Consider the following 16,297-nt stretch of genomic DNA (forward strand, 5'->3'; position numbering starts at 1 on the left):
GGCGTCGTGGCCAAGATCATCAAGTAAGCTGCTGTTCCGGCGAATCGCTTCGCCGGACCTCGCGAACGGCGGGCCGGAACCTCGGTCCGCCTTCGCCGTCTAAGGGAAACCTTTAGCAAATCGATACGCCAGTAGCTCAATTGGCAGAGCAGCGGTCTCCAAAACCGCAGGTTGGGGGTTCGAGTCCCTCCTGGCGTGCCACACCGGCGGAGTCTTCCGCACAGGGCCGGCTTGCATGGCCGGCCCCTTAGAGCAAAGAGCGACACTGACTTGAACAGCAAGGTCGAACAATCCAAAGGCGGCGCATCCGCCGGCGACATCGCCAAGTACGTGCTGGCCGCTGCCCTCGTGGTCGCGGGCCTGGTGGCGTGGTGGTGGTTCAATGGCCAGTGGGCCACGCCGCTGCGTTCGCTGGCGGTCGCGGCCGGCCTGGTCCTGGGCACGGTCGTGTTCCTGACCACCGGCAAGGGCCGGGACACCCGGGAATTCCTGTCCGAATCGCGGTTCGAGTTGCGCAAGGTGGTCTGGCCGACCCGCCAGGAAGCGACCCGCATGACCTGGGTGGTGGCGATCGTCGTCATCATCCTGAGCCTGCTGCTGGCAGGCTTCGATTTCGCCATCAAATGGGCGATCGAGTTGTTCCTGGACTACGGCCGCTGAGGAGGATGTCGCAGTGAAGCGTTGGTACGTGGTTCACGCCTATTCGGGCTTCGAGAAGTCGGTTGCACAGGCGCTGCGGGATCGCATCGTCCGCAACGACATGCAGGAAAAGTTCGGCGACGTCCTGGTTCCGACCGAGGAAGTGGTCGAGATGCGCTCCGGCCAGAAGCGCCGTTCCGAGCGCAAGTTCTTCCCGGGCTATGTCCTGGTCCAGATCGAGACCCATGACGAGGCGGGCATCCCGCGCATGGACAACGAGAGCTGGCATCTGGTCAAGGAAACCAGCAAGGTGCTGGGCTTCATCGGCGGCACCGCCGATCGCCCGCTGCCGATCCGTGACGAGGAGGCCGCCGCCATCCTGGACCGCGTTCAGGAAGGTGTGGAAAAGCCCCGTCCCAAGGTGCTGTTCGAGCCGGGCGAGATGGTCCGGGTCATCGACGGCCCGTTCAACGACTTCAACGGCGTGGTCGAGGAAGTCAACTACGAAAAGAGCCGCCTGCGCGTGGCGGTGCTCATTTTCGGCCGCTCCACCCCCGTGGAGCTGGAATTCGGCCAGGTCGAGAAGGCCTGACCCCCTCCCGGCGTGCCCCCGGCACGGCCAGGAAAACCCTGATATACTGCGCGGCTCCCTGTCCAAAGGAGCCGGGCAGGGCACCCGCCGCCGCAAGGCGGCTTCCGTGCGTCTACAACGCGAAGCCGGGACGCGTGATTTTCCCGGTCCGATGGGGAGCCTGCAAAACAGGCGCTAGCACCCGGAGAGAACTCAAATGGCTAAGAAAGTTGTTGGTTACATCAAGCTGCAGGTGAAGGCCGGCCAGGCCAACCCCTCGCCGCCGGTCGGTCCGGCCCTGGGCCAGCGCGGCCTGAACATCATGGAATTCTGCAAGGCGTTCAACGCCGCCACGCAGAAGCTGGAACCGGGTCTGCCGATTCCGGTGGTCATCACCGCCTATTCCGATCGTACGTTCACCTTCATCACCAAGACGCCGCCGGCGACCATCCTGCTGAAGAAGGCCGTGGGCATCCAGTCCGGCTCCAAGCGCCCGAACACCGAGAAGGTGGGCAAGGTGACCCGCAAGCAGCTGGAAGAGATCGCCAAGGCGAAGGAACCCGACCTGACCGCGGCCGACCTGGACGCAGCAGTTCGCACGATCGCGGGTTCGGCCCGCTCCATGGGCCTGACGGTGGAGGGTTAAGAGATGGCACAGACCAAGCGACAGAAGGCCATCCTGGCCGCAGTGACCCCGGGCAAGGCATATGCCATCGACGAGGCGCTGAAGATCATCAAGTCCGCCACCAAGGCCAAGTTCGTCGAGTCCGTCGACGTCGCCGTGCGCCTGGGCGTGGACGCCAAGAAGTCCGACCAGCAGGTTCGCGGTTCGACCGTGCTGCCGGCCGGTACCGGCAAGTCGGTGCGCGTGGCGGTGTTCGCCCCGGCCGGCGCCAAGGCTGACGAAGCGGCCGCCGCCGGCGCCGAAGCCGTCGGCATGGACGACCTGGCCGAGAAGATGCTGGCCGGCGACATCAACTACGACGTGGTCATCGCCACGCCGGACGCGATGCGCGTGGTCGGCAAGCTGGGCACCGTGCTGGGCCCGCGCGGCCTGATGCCGAACCCGAAGGTCGGCACCGTGTCCCCGAACCCGGCCGAAGCCGTGAAGAACGCCAAGTCGGGTCAGGTGCGCTACCGCACCGACAAGGCCGGCATCATCCACTGCACCATCGGCAAGGCCAGCTTCGAGGACGAAGCGCTGAAGAACAACCTGCAGGCCCTGCTGGCCGATCTGGTCAAGGCCAAGCCGGCCACCGCCAAGGGTCAGTACCTGCAGAAGATCTCGGTCAGCTCGACCATGGGTCCCGGCGTCACCGTCGACCAGTCGTCGCTCAACCTGAAGTGATGAACCGGCCCGCGCGCCTGGCGCGCGGGCCTGCTGGTTCATCATCCCTGCGAAAGCAGGAATCCATTGGAATCTTGAAGATCCCTGGATCCGGCCCACGCAAGGAAATGAAACAAGGCAGCCTCCGCGAGGACGTTGCCGAACATTTGAGGGCAATCGCAACGGAATCCGTTCCCGAGCGATAGCCGTCAAAGACCGCAGGTGCGGTCCGCGCGCATCGACGACGGGCACGGAAGCTCGTGTTGGCAGGGAATCGCCGTCGATGGAAGCGGGATCGCTTAATCCGGACCCGAAAGGGGACGCGCCTGCGCAGATGGTGCCGCCTTCTGGAAATTTCCTGGTGCAGATTCATGCCAGTCAGAAAGGCCACCGCCGGGGCTCGCGCCCCCGGTACCCAGGATGGGTGCCGTCCAGGACCGCAAGCGGCAGGAGCCGCGAGCGGAATCAACAAGTGAGGAGTGTATGGCTCTCAATCTGTCCCAGAAGCAAGAAGTAGTCGCCGAACTGGCAGACGTCGCCGCCAAGGCGCACTCCCTGGTCGCCGCCGAATACGCAGGCATCACGGTCACCCAGATGACCGCGATGCGCAAGAAGGCGCGTGAGACCGGCGTGTTCCTGAAAGTTGTCAAGAACACCCTGGCTTCCCGTGCCGTCGAAGGTACCGAATACGAGTGCGTCAAGGAAAAGCTCGTCGGTCCGCTGCTGTATGCGTTTTCGACGGAAGAACCCGGCGCTGCCGGGCGTCTGATCAAGGAATTCGCCAAGGGCAACGACAAGCTGCAGGCCAAGGTGGTCTCGGTGGGCGGTCAGCTGTATCCGGCCAGCCACGTTGACGTGCTGGCGTCGCTGCCGACCCGTGATCAGGCCCTGGCCATGCTGGCCCGCGTCCTGGCCGAACCGGCCGCGATGTTCGCCCGTGCCGTCAAGGCCGTGGGCGACAAGCAGGGTGGCGGCGAAGCCGTCGCCGAAGCTGCGGCCGAAGCCTGAGTTCGACGTCTTAACGGTTCACTGAACCCTTTCCCAAGATAAATTTCCAAAAGGTAAACACAATGTCCCTTTCCAACGAACAGATCGTCGACGCCATTGCCGGCAAGACCCTGATGGAAGTGATGGAGCTGGTCAAGGCCATCGAAGAGAAGTTCGGCGTCTCCGCCGCCGCCCCGGTCGTCGCTGCTGCCGGTCCGGCCGCCGCCGCCGCCCCGGCCGAAGAGCAGACCGAGTTCACCGTCACCCTGAAGACCGCCGGCGACAAGAAGGTCGAAGTCATCAAGGCCGTCCGCGCCATCACCGGCCTGGGCCTGAAGGAAGCCAAGGACCTCGCCGAGGCCGGTGGCGTCCTGAAGGAAGCCGCTTCGAAGGAAGACGCCGAGAAGATGAAGAAGGACCTCGAGGCCGTCGGCGCCACCGTCGAAGTGAAGTAAGCAACATCCGTCGCCAAGCAACATCGGCGGCAAACCGAGGCCGGGGGCGCAAGCCCCTGGCCTTCGGTCGTTCTTTGAAAGGCCGGGATTGGTGATTCGGGAGTAGGGATTGGAAGAGCAAAACAGCGCTGTTCCGAATCCCGAATCCCCAATCCCGAATCCCCGCCTCCAATCGANGCCTCCAATCGAGTTTGTAGTTGGAAGCAGCAGCAGAAGGCGTGCTGGTGCCGGCAATACCAGCGGCTTCCAACTGAAAATTCTCCCGTTCGAAAGAATGTTCCCCCGGGGTCGCGGACGCGCGGCCCCCGATGCCAAAGGCACTCCCATGACGACATACTCGTTCACCGAGAAGAAGCGCATCCGCAAGGACTTCGGCAAACAGCGTTCGATCCTCGAAGTCCCCTTCCTGCTTGCCATCCAGGTCGACTCCTACCGCGAATTCCTGCAGGAATTCACCGAGCCGTCCAAGCGCGAGGATCGCGGCCTGCACGCCGCCCTCAAATCGGTGTTCCCGATCTCCAGCTACAGCGGCAACGCCGCGCTGGAGTACGTTGGCTACAAGCTGGGCGAACCGGTGTTCGACGAGCGCGAGTGCCGCAACCGTGGCTTGAGCTACGGCGCCCCCCTGCGCGTCACCGTGCGCCTGGTCATCTATGACCGCGAATCGTCCACCAAGGCGATCAAGTACGTGAAGGAGCAGGAGGTCTATCTGGGCGAAATCCCGCTGATGACCGAGAACGGCACCTTCATCGTCAACGGCACCGAGCGCGTCATCGTTTCCCAGCTGCACCGCTCGCCGGGCGTGTTCTTCGACCACGACCGCGGCAAGACCCACAGCTCGGGCAAGCTGCTGTACAGCGCCCGCATCATCCCTTACCGCGGCTCCTGGCTGGACTTCGAGTTCGATCCCAAGGACGCGCTGTTCACCCGTATCGATCGTCGCCGCAAGCTGCCGGTGACCATCCTGCTGCGCGCGCTGGGCTACTCCAACGAGGAGATGCTCAACGAGTTCTTCGACATCAACACTTTCCACATCCTGCCCGAAGGCGTGCAGCTGGAACTGGTGTCCGAGCGCCTGCGTGGTGAAACCCTCAACTTCGACCTGGCTGACGGCGACAAGGTCATCGTCGAAGCCGGCAAGCGCATCACCGCGCGCCACGTGAAGCAGCTGGAGCAGTCCGGCATCTCCGCGCTGGCGGTGCCCGACGAGTACCTGGTCGGCCGCATCCTGTCGCACGACGTGATCGACGGCAACACCGGCGAACTGCTGGCCAACGCCAACGACGAGATCACCGAAGAGCAACTGGTCAAGTTCCGCAAGGCCGGCGTCGACGCGGTCGGCACCCTGTGGGTGAACGATCTGGATCGTGGTCCGTACCTGTCCAACACCCTGCGCATCGATCCGAGCCGCACCCAGCTGGAAGCGCTGGTCGAAATCTACCGGATGATGCGTCCGGGCGAGCCGCCGACCAAGGACGCCGCGCAGAACCTGTTCCACAACCTGTTCTTCACCTTCGAGCGCTACGACCTGTCCAATGTCGGCCGGATGAAGTTCAACCGCCGTGTCGGCCGCAAGGAAGTCACCGGCGAGGCCGTGCTGTACGACAAGAAGTACTTCGGTTCGCGCACCGACGAAGAGGCCAAGCGCCTGGTCGCCGAACTGGGCGACACCTCGGACATCCTGGACGTGATCAAGGTCCTGACCGAGATCCGCAATGGCCGCGGCACCGTCGACGACATCGACCACCTGGGCAACCGCCGCGTGCGTTCGGTCGGTGAAATGGCCGAGAACGTGTTCCGCGTGGGCCTGGTCCGCGTCGAGCGCGCGGTCAAGGAGCGCCTGTCGATGGCCGAGTCCGAGGGCCTGACCCCGCAGGAGCTGATCAACGCCAAGCCGGTGGCCGCCGCGATCAAGGAGTTCTTCGGCTCCTCGCAGCTGTCCCAGTTCATGGATCAGAACAACCCGCTGTCGGAAGTGACCCACAAGCGCCGCGTCTCGGCGTTGGGCCCGGGCGGTCTGACCCGCGAGCGCGCCGGCTTCGAAGTGCGCGACGTGCACCCGACCCACTACGGCCGCGTCTGCACCATCGAGACTCCGGAAGGCCCGAACATCGGCCTGATCAACTCGCTGGCCGTGTACGCCCGCACCAACAATTACGGCTTCCTGGAAACCCCGTACCGCAAGGTCGTGGACGGTACCATCACCGACGAGATCGAGTACCTGTCGGCGATCGAGGAAAACGAGTACGTCATCGCCCAGGCCAATGCGCTGCATGATGCCAAGGGCCACCTGACCGAGCAGTTCGTGCCGTGCCGCTACCAGGGCGAGTCGCTGCTGAAGCCGCCGAGCGAAGTGGACTACATGGATGTCTCGCCGATGCAGACCGTGTCGGTCGCGGCGGCGCTGGTGCCGTTCCTGGAGCACGACGACGCCAACCGCGCGCTGATGGGCGCCAACATGCAGCGCCAGGCCGTGCCGACGCTGCGTGCGCAGAAGCCGCTGGTCGGTACCGGCATCGAGCGCGCCGTGGCGCGCGACTCGGGCGTGACCGTCAACGCGCGTCGCGGTGGCGTGGTCGAGCAGATCGACGCGGCCCGCATCGTGGTCAAGGTCAACGAGAGCGAGATCTCCGGCGAGCACGATGCCGGCGTGGATATCTACACGCTGATCAAGTACACCCGCTCCAACCAGAACACCTGCATCAACCAGCGTCCGCTGGTGAACGTGGGCGACGTGGTGGCGCGCGGCGACGTGCTGGCCGACGGTCCCTCGACCGACATCGGCGAACTGGCCCTGGGCCAGAACATGCTGATCGCGTTCATGCCGTGGAACGGCTACAACTTCGAAGACTCCATCCTGCTTTCCGAGCGCGTGGTGGAAGAGGATCGCTACACCACGATCCACATCGAAGAGCTGACCTGCGTCGCGCGCGACACCAAGCTGGGTCCGGAGGAAATCTCGGCCGACATCCCGAACGTCTCCGAGCAGGCGCTGAACCGCCTGGACGAGAGCGGCGTGGTGTACATCGGCGCCGAAGTGCGCGCCGGCGACATCATGGTCGGCAAGGTCACCCCGAAGGGCGAGAGCCAGCTGACTCCGGAAGAGAAGCTGCTGCGCGCGATCTTCGGCGAGAAGGCGTCCGACGTTAAGGACAGCTCGCTGCGCGTGCCGCCCGGCATGGACGGCACCGTCATCGACGTGCAGGTCTTCACCCGCGACGGCATCGAGAAGGACAAGCGCGCGCGCCAGATCGAGGAAAGCGAGATCAAGCGCGTCAAGAAGGACTTCGACGACCAGTTCCGCATCCTGGAAAGCGCCATCTATGCCCGCCTGCGTTCGCAGCTGGTCGGCAAGGTCGCCAACGGTGGTCCGGGCCTGAAGAAGGGCGACACCGTCAATGACGCCTACCTGGACGGCCTGAAGAAGGCCGACTGGTTCGCCATCCGCATGAAGGACGACGACGCCTCCGACGCCATCGAACGCGCCCAGAAGCAGATCCAGGCGCACGAGAAGGAGTTCGAGCGCCGCTTCGCCGACAAGCGCGGCAAGATCACCGCCGGCGACGACCTCGCCCCGGGTGTGCTGAAGATGGTCAAGGTCTACCTGGCCGTGAAGCGCCGCATCCAGCCGGGCGACAAGATGGCCGGCCGTCACGGCAACAAGGGCGTGGTGTCGACCATCGTGCCGGTCGAGGACATGCCGTACATGGCCACCGGCGAGACCGTGGACATCGTGCTGAATCCGCTGGGCGTGCCGTCGCGTATGAACATCGGCCAGGTGCTGGAAGTCCATCTGGGCTGGGCCGCCAAGGGACTGGGCCGGAAGATCCAGGCCATGCTGGAAGCCCAGGCCAAGGTTGCCGACCTGCGCAAGTTCCTGGACCAGATCTACAACCACGAAAAGAAGCTGGGCGAAGATCGCGTCGACCTGTCGCAGTTCAGCGACGAGGAACTGATCAACCTCGCGCGCAACCTGACCGACGGCGTGCCGATGGCCACCCCGGTGTTCGACGGCGCGGCGGAAGCGGAAATCAAGCACATGCTGGAACTGGCGGATCTGCCGATCAGCGGCCAGACCCAGCTGTTCGATGGCCGCACCGGCGAAGCGTTCGATCGCCACACCACGGTCGGCTACATGCACATGCTGAAGCTGAACCACCTGGTGGACGACAAGATGCACGCCCGCTCGACCGGCCCGTACTCGCTGGTCACCCAGCAGCCGCTGGGCGGCAAGGCGCAGTTCGGCGGCCAGCGTTTCGGCGAAATGGAAGTCTGGGCGCTGGAAGCCTACGGCGCGGCGCACACCCTGCAGGAAATGCTGACGGTCAAGTCGGACGACGTGCAGGGCCGCAACCAGATGTACAAGAACATTGTCGACGGCGAACACGAGATGGTCGCGGGCATGCCGGAATCCTTCAACGTGCTGGTGAAGGAAATCCGCTCCCTGGCCATCAACATGGAACTGGAAGACAACTGAGGTTCGGGATTGGTGATACGGGATTCGGGATTGGCAAGCGATTGCCTCCCGAATCTCCCGGATCCCCGCTCTGACGAATCCCCAATCTCGAATTCCGAATCCCGGAGAAAACCATGAAAGATTTGCTCAACCTCTTCAACCAGCAGCGCCAGACGCTGGATTTCGACGCGATCAAGATCGCGCTGGCTTCGCCGGACCTGATCCGTTCCTGGTCCTACGGTGAAGTGAAGAAGCCGGAAACGATCAACTACCGTACCTTCAAGCCGGAGCGCGATGGCCTGTTCTGCGCCGCCATCTTCGGCCCGATCAAGGACTACGAGTGCCTGTGCGGCAAGTACAAGCGCATGAAGCACCGCGGCGTGGTCTGCGAGAAGTGCGGTACCGAAGTCACCCTGGCCAAGGTGCGCCGCGAGCGCATGGGCCACATCGACCTGGCCTCGCCGGTCGCGCACATCTGGTTCCTCAAGTCGCTGCCCTCGCGCATCGGCCTGATGCTGGACATGACCCTGCGCGACATCGAGCGTGTGCTGTACTTCGAAGCCTACGTGGTCACCGAACCCGGTCTGACCACCCTGGAACGCCGCCAGCTGCTCACCGAAGAGCAGTACATGCAGGCGCGCCAGGAGCACGGCGACGACTTCGACGCCGCGATGGGCGCCGAGGCGGTCTATGACCTGCTGCGTACCATCGACCTGCAGGCCGAGATGGTCAACCTGCGCGAGGAAATCGCCAGCACCAACTCCGAGACCAAGCTCAAGCGCCTGACCAAGCGCATCAAGCTGATCGAGGCGTTCCTGGAGTCGGGCAACCGTCCGGAATGGATGGTCATGACCGTGCTGCCGGTGCTGCCGCCGGATCTGCGCCCGCTGGTGCCGCTGGACGGTGGCCGCTTCGCGACCTCCGACCTGAACGACCTGTACCGCCGCGTCATCAACCGCAACAACCGCCTGCGCCGCCTGCTGGAGCTGAACGCCCCGGACATCATCGTGCGCAACGAAAAGCGCATGCTGCAGGAATCGGTCGACGCGCTGATGGACAACGGCCGCCGCGGCCGCGCCATCACCGGCACCAACAAGCGCCCGCTCAAGTCGCTGGCCGACATGATCAAGGGCAAGCAGGGCCGCTTCCGCCAGAACCTGCTCGGCAAGCGCGTCGACTACTCCGGTCGTTCGGTCATCGTGGTCGGTCCGTACCTCAAGCTGCACCAGTGCGGCCTGCCGAAGAAGATGGCGCTGGAGCTGTTCAAGCCGTTCGTGTTCGCCAAGCTGCAGCGTCGCGGCCTGGCCACCACCATCAAGGCCGCCAAGAAGCTGGTCGAGCGTGAGGAAGCCGAAGTCTGGGACATCCTGGAAGAGGTCATCCGCGAACACCCGGTGCTGCTGAACCGTGCGCCGACCCTGCACCGCCTGGGCATCCAGGCGTTCGAGCCGGTGCTGATCGAAGGCAAGGCGATCCAGCTGCATCCGCTGGTCTGCACCGCGTTCAACGCCGACTTCGACGGTGACCAGATGGCCGTGCACGTCCCGCTGTCGCTGGAAGCGCAGCTGGAAGCCCGCGCGCTGATGATGTCGACCAACAACATCCTGTCGCCCGCCAACGGCGAGCCGATCATCGTGCCGTCGCAGGACGTCGTGCTCGGCCTGTACTACATGACCCGCGCCCTGGAGAACAAGAAGGGCGAAGGCATGGCGTTCGCCAACATCTCCGAGGTCAAGCGCGCCTACGACAACCGCGTGGTCGAGCTGCACGCCAAGGTCAAGGTCCGCATCACCGAGGTGGTGACCGACGAGGACGGCAGCAAGCAGCGCAAGTCGTCGATCGTGGACACCACGATCGGCCGCGCGCTGCTGGCCGACATCCTGCCGGAAGGCCTGCCGTTCGCGCTGGCCAACACCGAGTTGAACAAGAAGGCCATCAGCCGCCTGATCAACTCCAGCTACCGCATGCTGGGCCTGAAGGACACGGTCGTGTTCGCCGACAAGCTGATGTACACCGGCTTCGCCTACGCGACCCGCGCCGGCGTCTCCATCGGCATCGACGACATGCTGATCCCGGCCGAGAAGAAGGGCATCCTGGGCGAAGCCGAGCAGGAAGTGCTGGAAATCCAGGAGCAGTACCAGTCGGGCCTGGTCACCGCCGGCGAGCGCTACAACAAGGTGGTCGACATCTGGTCGCGCACCAACGAGCGCATCGCCAAGGCGATGATGGACACGATCGGTACCGACAAGGTGCAGAACGCCAAGGGCGAGACCATCAACGAAAAGTCGATGAACTCGCTGTACATCATGGCCGACTCCGGCGCGCGTGGTAGCCAGGCTCAGATCCGCCAGCTGGCCGGCATGCGCGGCCTGATGGCGCGCCCCGATGGTTCGATCATCGAGACGCCCATCAAGGCGAACTTCCGCGAAGGCCTGAACGTGCAGGAGTACTTCAACTCCACCCACGGTGCCCGAAAGGGTCTGGCCGATACCGCGTTGAAGACGGCGAACTCGGGTTACCTGACCCGCCGCCTGGTCGACGTGGCGCAGGACGTGGTGATCACCGAAGTGGACTGCGGCACCAGCGAAGGCCTGACCATGACTCCGATCGTGGAAGGCGGCGACGTGGTCGAGCCGCTGCGCGATCGCGTGCTGGGTCGTGTCGTGGCCGAGGACGTGTTCCTGCCGGGCAACGACGAGGATCCGATCGTCACCCGCAACACCCTGCTGGACGAAGCCTGGGTGCAGAAGCTGGAAGACGCCAGCGTGCAGTCCATCAAGGTGCGTTCCACCATCACCTGCGAATCCGAGTTCGGCGTGTGCGCGCACTGCTACGGTCGCGACCTGGCCCGCGGCCACATCGTCAACATCGGTGAAGCGGTCGGCGTCATCGCCGCCCAGTCGATCGGCGAGCCCGGCACCCAGCTGACCATGCGTACGTTCCACATCGGTGGTGCGGCTTCGCGTGCGGCGGCGGTGGACAACATCACCGTCAAGACCACCGGCTCGATCAAGTTCAACAACCTGAAGTACGTCGAGCACGCCAACAGCAGCCTGGTCGCGGTGTCGCGCTCGGGCGAACTGTCGGTGCTGGACGGCCACGGTCGCGAGCGCGAGCGCTATAAACTGCCCTACGGCGCCACCATCAACGTCAAGGACGGCGACCAGATCACCGCCGGCCAGGCCGTGGCGAACTGGGATCCGCATAACCACCCGATCGTCTCGGAAGTGGCCGGTTTCGTCCGCTTCGTGGACTTCGTCGATGGCGTCACCGTCATCGAGAAGACCGACGAGCTGACCGGCCTGGCCTCGCGCGAGATCACCGATCCGAAGCGTCGCGGTTCGCAGGGCAAGGATCTGCGCCCGATCGTCCGCATCGTCGACAAGGACGGCAAGGACCTGAACATCCCGGGCACCGACCTGCCGGCGCAGTACCTGCTGCCGCCGCGTTCGATCGTCAACCTGCAGGACGGCGCCCCGGTGGGCGTGGGCGACGTGGTCGCCAAGATCCCGCAGGAAGCCTCGAAGACCCGCGACATCACCGGTGGTCTGCCGCGCGTGGCCGACCTGTTCGAAGCGCGCAAGCCGAAGGATCCGGCGATCCTGGCCGAGCGCTCCGGCGTGATCAGCTTCGGCAAGGACACCAAGGGCAAGCAGCGTCTGATCATCAAGGACACCGATGGTTCGGAGCACGAGGAGCTGATTCCGAAGTTCCGCCAGATCATCGTGTTCGAAGGCGAGCACGTGACCAAGGGCGAAACCATCGTGGACGGCGAGCCGAGCCCGCAGGACATCCTGCGCCTGCTGGGCGTGGAACCGCTGGCGGCCTATCTGGTGAAGGAAATCCAGGACGTGTACCGCCTGCAGGGCGTGAAGATCAACGACAAGCACATCGAGGTGATCACCCGCCAGATGCTGCGCAAGGTCGAGATCACCGATACCGGCAACAGCAAGTTCCTGTCCGGCGAGCAGGTCGAGAAGCAGCGCCTGATCGAGGAGAACGTCAAGCTGGCCGCCCGCAACGAACTACCGGCCAAGTACGACCCGGTCCTGCTGGGCATCACCAAGGCCTCGCTGGCGACCGAATCGTTCATCTCGGCGGCTTCGTTCCAGGAGACCACCCGCGTGCTCACCGAGGCGGCCGTTCGCGGTACCCGCGACAGCCTGCGCGGCCTGAAGGAAAACGTGATCGTCGGCCGCCTGATCCCGGCCGGTACCGGCTTGGCCTACCACAACCAGCGTCGCCGCAACGCCTCCGGTCTGACCGAGGCGGAAGTGGATGCGCTGGCGGGCAGCCCGGCCGAAGCTTCGACCCCGGCCCCCGCGGCCGAGGAAGCCGGCGAGGAGTCCAGCGCCAGCTAAAAACGGCAAGATGGCGGCCTCAGGGCCGCCCCAGACCACGAAATGAGGGGCAGGGAGCCCCTCGTTTTCGGCCCAGGAAGGGCGGGATCGCAAACCTGTAGAGGCCCCCGGCATACACCGCATTGACGGTGTCGCCGGGTGCCAGCTATACTTTTCCGTCTCGGTGGGCCGGTTCGCGGCCTGCCGTCGTTTTCACGCAACAAGGCTCCGGCCTTCACCCAAAGAATCCAAACATGGCAACCATCAACCAGCTGGTCCGCAAGCCGCGGCAGGCAACCACTTACAAGAGCGCCTCGCCGGCGCTGGACAAGTGCCCGCAGCGTCGCGGCGTGTGCACGCGCGTCTACACCACCACCCCGAAGAAGCCGAACTCGGCGCTTCGCAAGGTGGCCAAGGTGCGCCTGACCAACCAGGAAGAAGTCATCAGCTACATCGGTGGCGAAGGTCACAACCTGCAGGAGCACTCCGTGGTGCTCGTGCGTGGCGGTCGTGTGAAGGACCTGCCGGGCGTGCGTTACCACACCGTCCGCGGTTCGCTCGACGCCTCCGGCGTCGCCAAGCGTCGCCAGGGCCGTTCCAAGTACGGCGCCAAGCGCCCGAAGGCTTAAGGTTAAGGAAGAAGAACTATGTCGCGTAAAGGCTCAGCTCCCCAGCGTGAAGTCCTGCCGGATCCCAAACACGGCAGCCAGACGATCGCCCGTTTCATCAACATGGTCATGCTCAGCGGCAAGAAGTCCGTCGCCGAGAAGATCGTCTATGGCGCCATGGATGTCATCGGCGAAAAGAACCCGAATGCCCTGGAACTGGTCGAGAAGGCGCTGGACAACGTCGCCCCGACCGTCGAGGTGAAGTCCCGCCGCGTCGGCGGTGCGACCTACCAGGTGCCGGTCGAAGTGCGTTCCAGCCGCCGTCTGGCGCTGGCGATGCGCTGGTTGATCGAATCCGCCCGCAAGCGCGGCGAGAACTCGATGCCGCGCAAGCTGGCCGCCGAACTGCTGGACGCCTCGGAAAACCGCGGTGGCGCCATCAAGAAGCGTGAAGAGACCCACCGCATGGCGGAAGCGAACAAGGCGTTCGCCCACTACCGCTGGTAACAAGCCAGGCCCCCTTGCAACCGGGGGCCATCGGCACCATCTAGGTGCCCCAAGCGGCCTGTCCGCAGAACCCGAAGGCCGCCGCAAGGCGGCATTCGGCCATATAGAAGATCGCCCTCCACGGAGGACCGGATTCCCGTCGGTTCTCCCATCAGAAAAGAGAGACTGTCGTGGCTCGCACCACTCCCATCGAGCGTTACCGCAACTTCGGCATCATGGCCCACATCGACGCGGGCAAGACCACCACGTCCGAGCGCATCCTGTTCTACACCGGCAAGAGCCACAAGATCGGTGAAGTGCACGAAGGTGCCGCCACGATGGACTGGATGGAGCAGGAGCAGGAGCGCGGTATCACCATCACTTCCGCCGCCACCACGGCGTTCTGGAAGGGTATGGACGGCTCGTTCCAGGAACACCGCTTCAACATCATCGACACCCCCGGGCACGTCGACTTCACCATCGAAGTCGAGCGTTCGCTGCGCGTGCTCGACGGCGCGGTGTTCGTGCTGTGCTCGGTCGGTGGCGTGCAGCCGCAGTCCGAGACGGTGTGGCGCCAGGCCAACAAGTACTCCGTGCCGCGCATGGCGTTCGTCAACAAGATGGACCGCACCGGTGCCAACTTCGACAAGGTCGTCGGCCAGCTGAAGTCGCGCCTGGGCGCGTACGCCGTGCCGATGCAGGTGCCGATCGGTGCCGAGGACGGCTTCGAGGGCGTGGTCGACCTGCTGAAGATGAAGGCCATCCACTGGGATGTCGCCTCGCAGGGCACCAAGTTCGAATACCGCGACATCCCGGCCGAGCTGAAGGAAAAGGCCGAGGCGGCGCGCGCGTTCATGATCGAAGCCGCGGCCGAAGCCTCGGAAGCGCTGATGGACAAGTACCTCAACGACGGCGAGCTGTCGGAAGCCGACATCATCGCCGGGCTGCGCGAGCGCACCCTGAAGGTGGAAATCGTGCCGGTGTTCTGCGGTTCGGCGTTCAAGAACAAGGGCGTGCAGGCCATGCTGGACGGCGTGGTCAACCTGCTGCCGTCGCCGGCGGATCGTCCGCCGGTGCAGGGCATCGACGAGAACGAGAAGGAAGACAGCCGCAAGGCGTCCGACACCGAGCCGTTCTCGGCGCTGGCGTTCAAGATCATGACCGACCCGTTCGTCGGCTCGCTGACCTTCTTCCGCGTCTACTCGGGCGTGCTGAATTCGGGCGACCAGGTGTACAACCCGGTCAAGTCGAAGAAGGAGCGCGTGGGCCGCATCCTGCAGATGCACTCCAACCAGCGTGATGAAATCAAGGAAGTGCGCGCGGGCGACATCGCCGCGGCGGTGGGCCTGAAGGACGTCACCACCGGCGACACCCTGTGCGCGCAGGATCACATCATCACCCTGGAGCGCATGGTGTTCCCGGAGCCGGTGATCTCGATGGCGGTCGAACCGAAGACCAAGTCGGACCAGGAAAAGATGGGCATCGCGCTGGGTCGCCTGGCCCAGGAAGATCCCTCGTTCCGCGTGCGCACCGACGAAGAGTCCGGCCAGACCATCATCTCCGGCATGGGCGAGCTGCACCTGGACATCATCGTCGACCGCATGAAGCGCGAGTTCAACGTTGAAGCCAACGTCGGCAAGCCGCAGGTGGCCTACCGCGAAACCATCCGCAAGAAGGTCAAGCAGGAAGGCAAGTTCGTGCGCCAGTCGGGCGGTCGCGGCCAGTACGGCCACATCGTCATCGAGATGGAACCGCAGGAACGCGGCGTCGGCTTCTCCTACGAGAGCGCGATCGTCGGCGGCGTGGTGCCGAAGGAATACGTCACCGCCGCGGGCAAGGGCATCGAGGAAGCGATGAAGAACGGCGTGCTCGCCGGCTTCCCGGTGGTCGACGTCAAGATCGTCGCGGTCGATGGCTCGTTCCACGACGTGGACTCCAACGAAATGGCGTTCAAGGTCGCCGGCTCGATGGCGTTCAAGGAAGCCTTCAGCAAGGCCAGCCCGGTCCTGCTCGAGCCGATGATGAAGGTCGAAATCGTCACTCCGGAGGAATACCTGGGTGACGTGATGGGCGACGTGAGCCGTCGTCGCGGCATCCTGCAGGGCCAGGACGACAGTCCGTCCGGCAAGGTGATCAACGCGATGGTGCCGCTGGGCGAAATGTTCGGCTACGCCACCACGCTGCGCTCGATGTCGCAGGGTCGCGCCACCTTCACGATGGAGTTCGACCACTACGCCGAAGCGCCGGCCAACATCGCCGACGCGGTCGTCAAGAAGAATTAATGCAGGGAAACGGGATTCGGGATTCGAGATTCGCAAGAGCATGAATCCCGTTTTTCCCCAATCCCCCGTCTCAAATCCCCAATATCGGAGTTTTCAAAATGGCAAAGGGTAAGTTCGAGCGCACCAAGCCGCACGTGAACGTGGGC

11 protein-coding genes and 1 tRNA gene are annotated in these 16,297 nt (G+C 64.4%); all 12 read left to right on the plus strand.

The window, feature by feature from the left end; genetic code table 11:
• The first annotated feature begins 125 nt into the window (after window positions 1-125).
• The 12 genes from IQ458_RS18780 (at window position 126) to fusA (ending at window position 16,151) form a co-directional block, all read left to right on the plus strand.
• Window positions 126-201: transfer RNA gene (locus IQ458_RS18780), tRNA-Trp, on the plus strand.
• Between the two features lie 69 nt (window positions 202-270).
• Window positions 271-660, plus strand: a complete 390-nt coding sequence (gene secE / locus IQ458_RS18785) for a preprotein translocase subunit SecE (RefSeq protein WP_141455869.1) — start codon at window positions 271-273, stop codon at window positions 658-660.
• Between the two features lie 13 nt (window positions 661-673).
• Complete coding sequence (gene nusG, locus IQ458_RS18790) at window positions 674-1,231, plus strand: transcription termination/antitermination protein NusG (RefSeq protein ID WP_141455870.1); 558 nt, start codon at window positions 674-676, stop codon at window positions 1,229-1,231.
• A gap of 196 nt (window positions 1,232-1,427) precedes the next feature.
• Window positions 1,428-1,856 carry a 50S ribosomal protein L11 gene (gene rplK, locus IQ458_RS18795; protein ID WP_141455871.1) on the plus strand — a complete coding sequence of 143 codons (429 nt, stop codon included), beginning with the start codon at window positions 1,428-1,430 and terminating at the stop codon, window positions 1,854-1,856.
• A gap of 3 nt (window positions 1,857-1,859) precedes the next feature.
• A complete protein-coding gene (gene rplA / locus IQ458_RS18800; protein ID WP_141455872.1) occupies window positions 1,860-2,558 on the plus strand; it encodes a 50S ribosomal protein L1 in 699 nt (232 codons plus the stop codon).
• 462 nt (window positions 2,559-3,020) lie between these two features.
• Complete coding sequence (gene rplJ, locus IQ458_RS18805; RefSeq protein WP_183638697.1) at window positions 3,021-3,545, plus strand: 50S ribosomal protein L10; 525 nt, start codon at window positions 3,021-3,023, stop codon at window positions 3,543-3,545.
• A gap of 62 nt (window positions 3,546-3,607) precedes the next feature.
• Complete coding sequence (gene rplL, locus IQ458_RS18810; RefSeq protein WP_183638695.1) at window positions 3,608-3,979, plus strand: 50S ribosomal protein L7/L12; 372 nt, start codon at window positions 3,608-3,610, stop codon at window positions 3,977-3,979.
• Window positions 3,980-4,304: 325 nt separating this feature from the next.
• Window positions 4,305-8,456 carry a DNA-directed RNA polymerase subunit beta gene (gene rpoB / locus IQ458_RS18815; RefSeq protein WP_203323775.1) on the plus strand — a complete coding sequence of 1,384 codons (4,152 nt, stop codon included), beginning with the start codon at window positions 4,305-4,307 and terminating at the stop codon, window positions 8,454-8,456.
• 113 nt (window positions 8,457-8,569) lie between these two features.
• Window positions 8,570-12,796: a DNA-directed RNA polymerase subunit beta' gene (rpoC, locus tag IQ458_RS18820; RefSeq protein WP_183638691.1), complete on the plus strand. Its 4,227-nt coding sequence runs from the start codon at window positions 8,570-8,572 to the stop codon at window positions 12,794-12,796.
• A 233-nt stretch (window positions 12,797-13,029) separates the two neighbouring features.
• The gene (rpsL, locus tag IQ458_RS18825; protein ID WP_141455877.1) at window positions 13,030-13,404 is read left to right on the plus strand and encodes a 30S ribosomal protein S12; all 375 of its coding nucleotides are present in this window, start codon (window positions 13,030-13,032) and stop codon (window positions 13,402-13,404) included.
• An 18-nt stretch (window positions 13,405-13,422) separates the two neighbouring features.
• Window positions 13,423-13,890 carry a 30S ribosomal protein S7 gene (rpsG, locus tag IQ458_RS18830; protein WP_141455878.1) on the plus strand — a complete coding sequence of 156 codons (468 nt, stop codon included), beginning with the start codon at window positions 13,423-13,425 and terminating at the stop codon, window positions 13,888-13,890.
• 170 nt (window positions 13,891-14,060) lie between these two features.
• The gene (gene fusA / locus IQ458_RS18835) at window positions 14,061-16,151 is read left to right on the plus strand and encodes an elongation factor G (protein ID WP_183638689.1); all 2,091 of its coding nucleotides are present in this window, start codon (window positions 14,061-14,063) and stop codon (window positions 16,149-16,151) included.
• Window positions 16,152-16,297: the final 146 nt, after the last annotated feature.

The sequence above is a fragment of the Pseudoxanthomonas beigongshangi genome (genome assembly GCF_016820515.1).
GTDB lineage: Bacteria > Pseudomonadota > Gammaproteobacteria > Xanthomonadales > Xanthomonadaceae > Pseudoxanthomonas_A > Pseudoxanthomonas_A beigongshangi.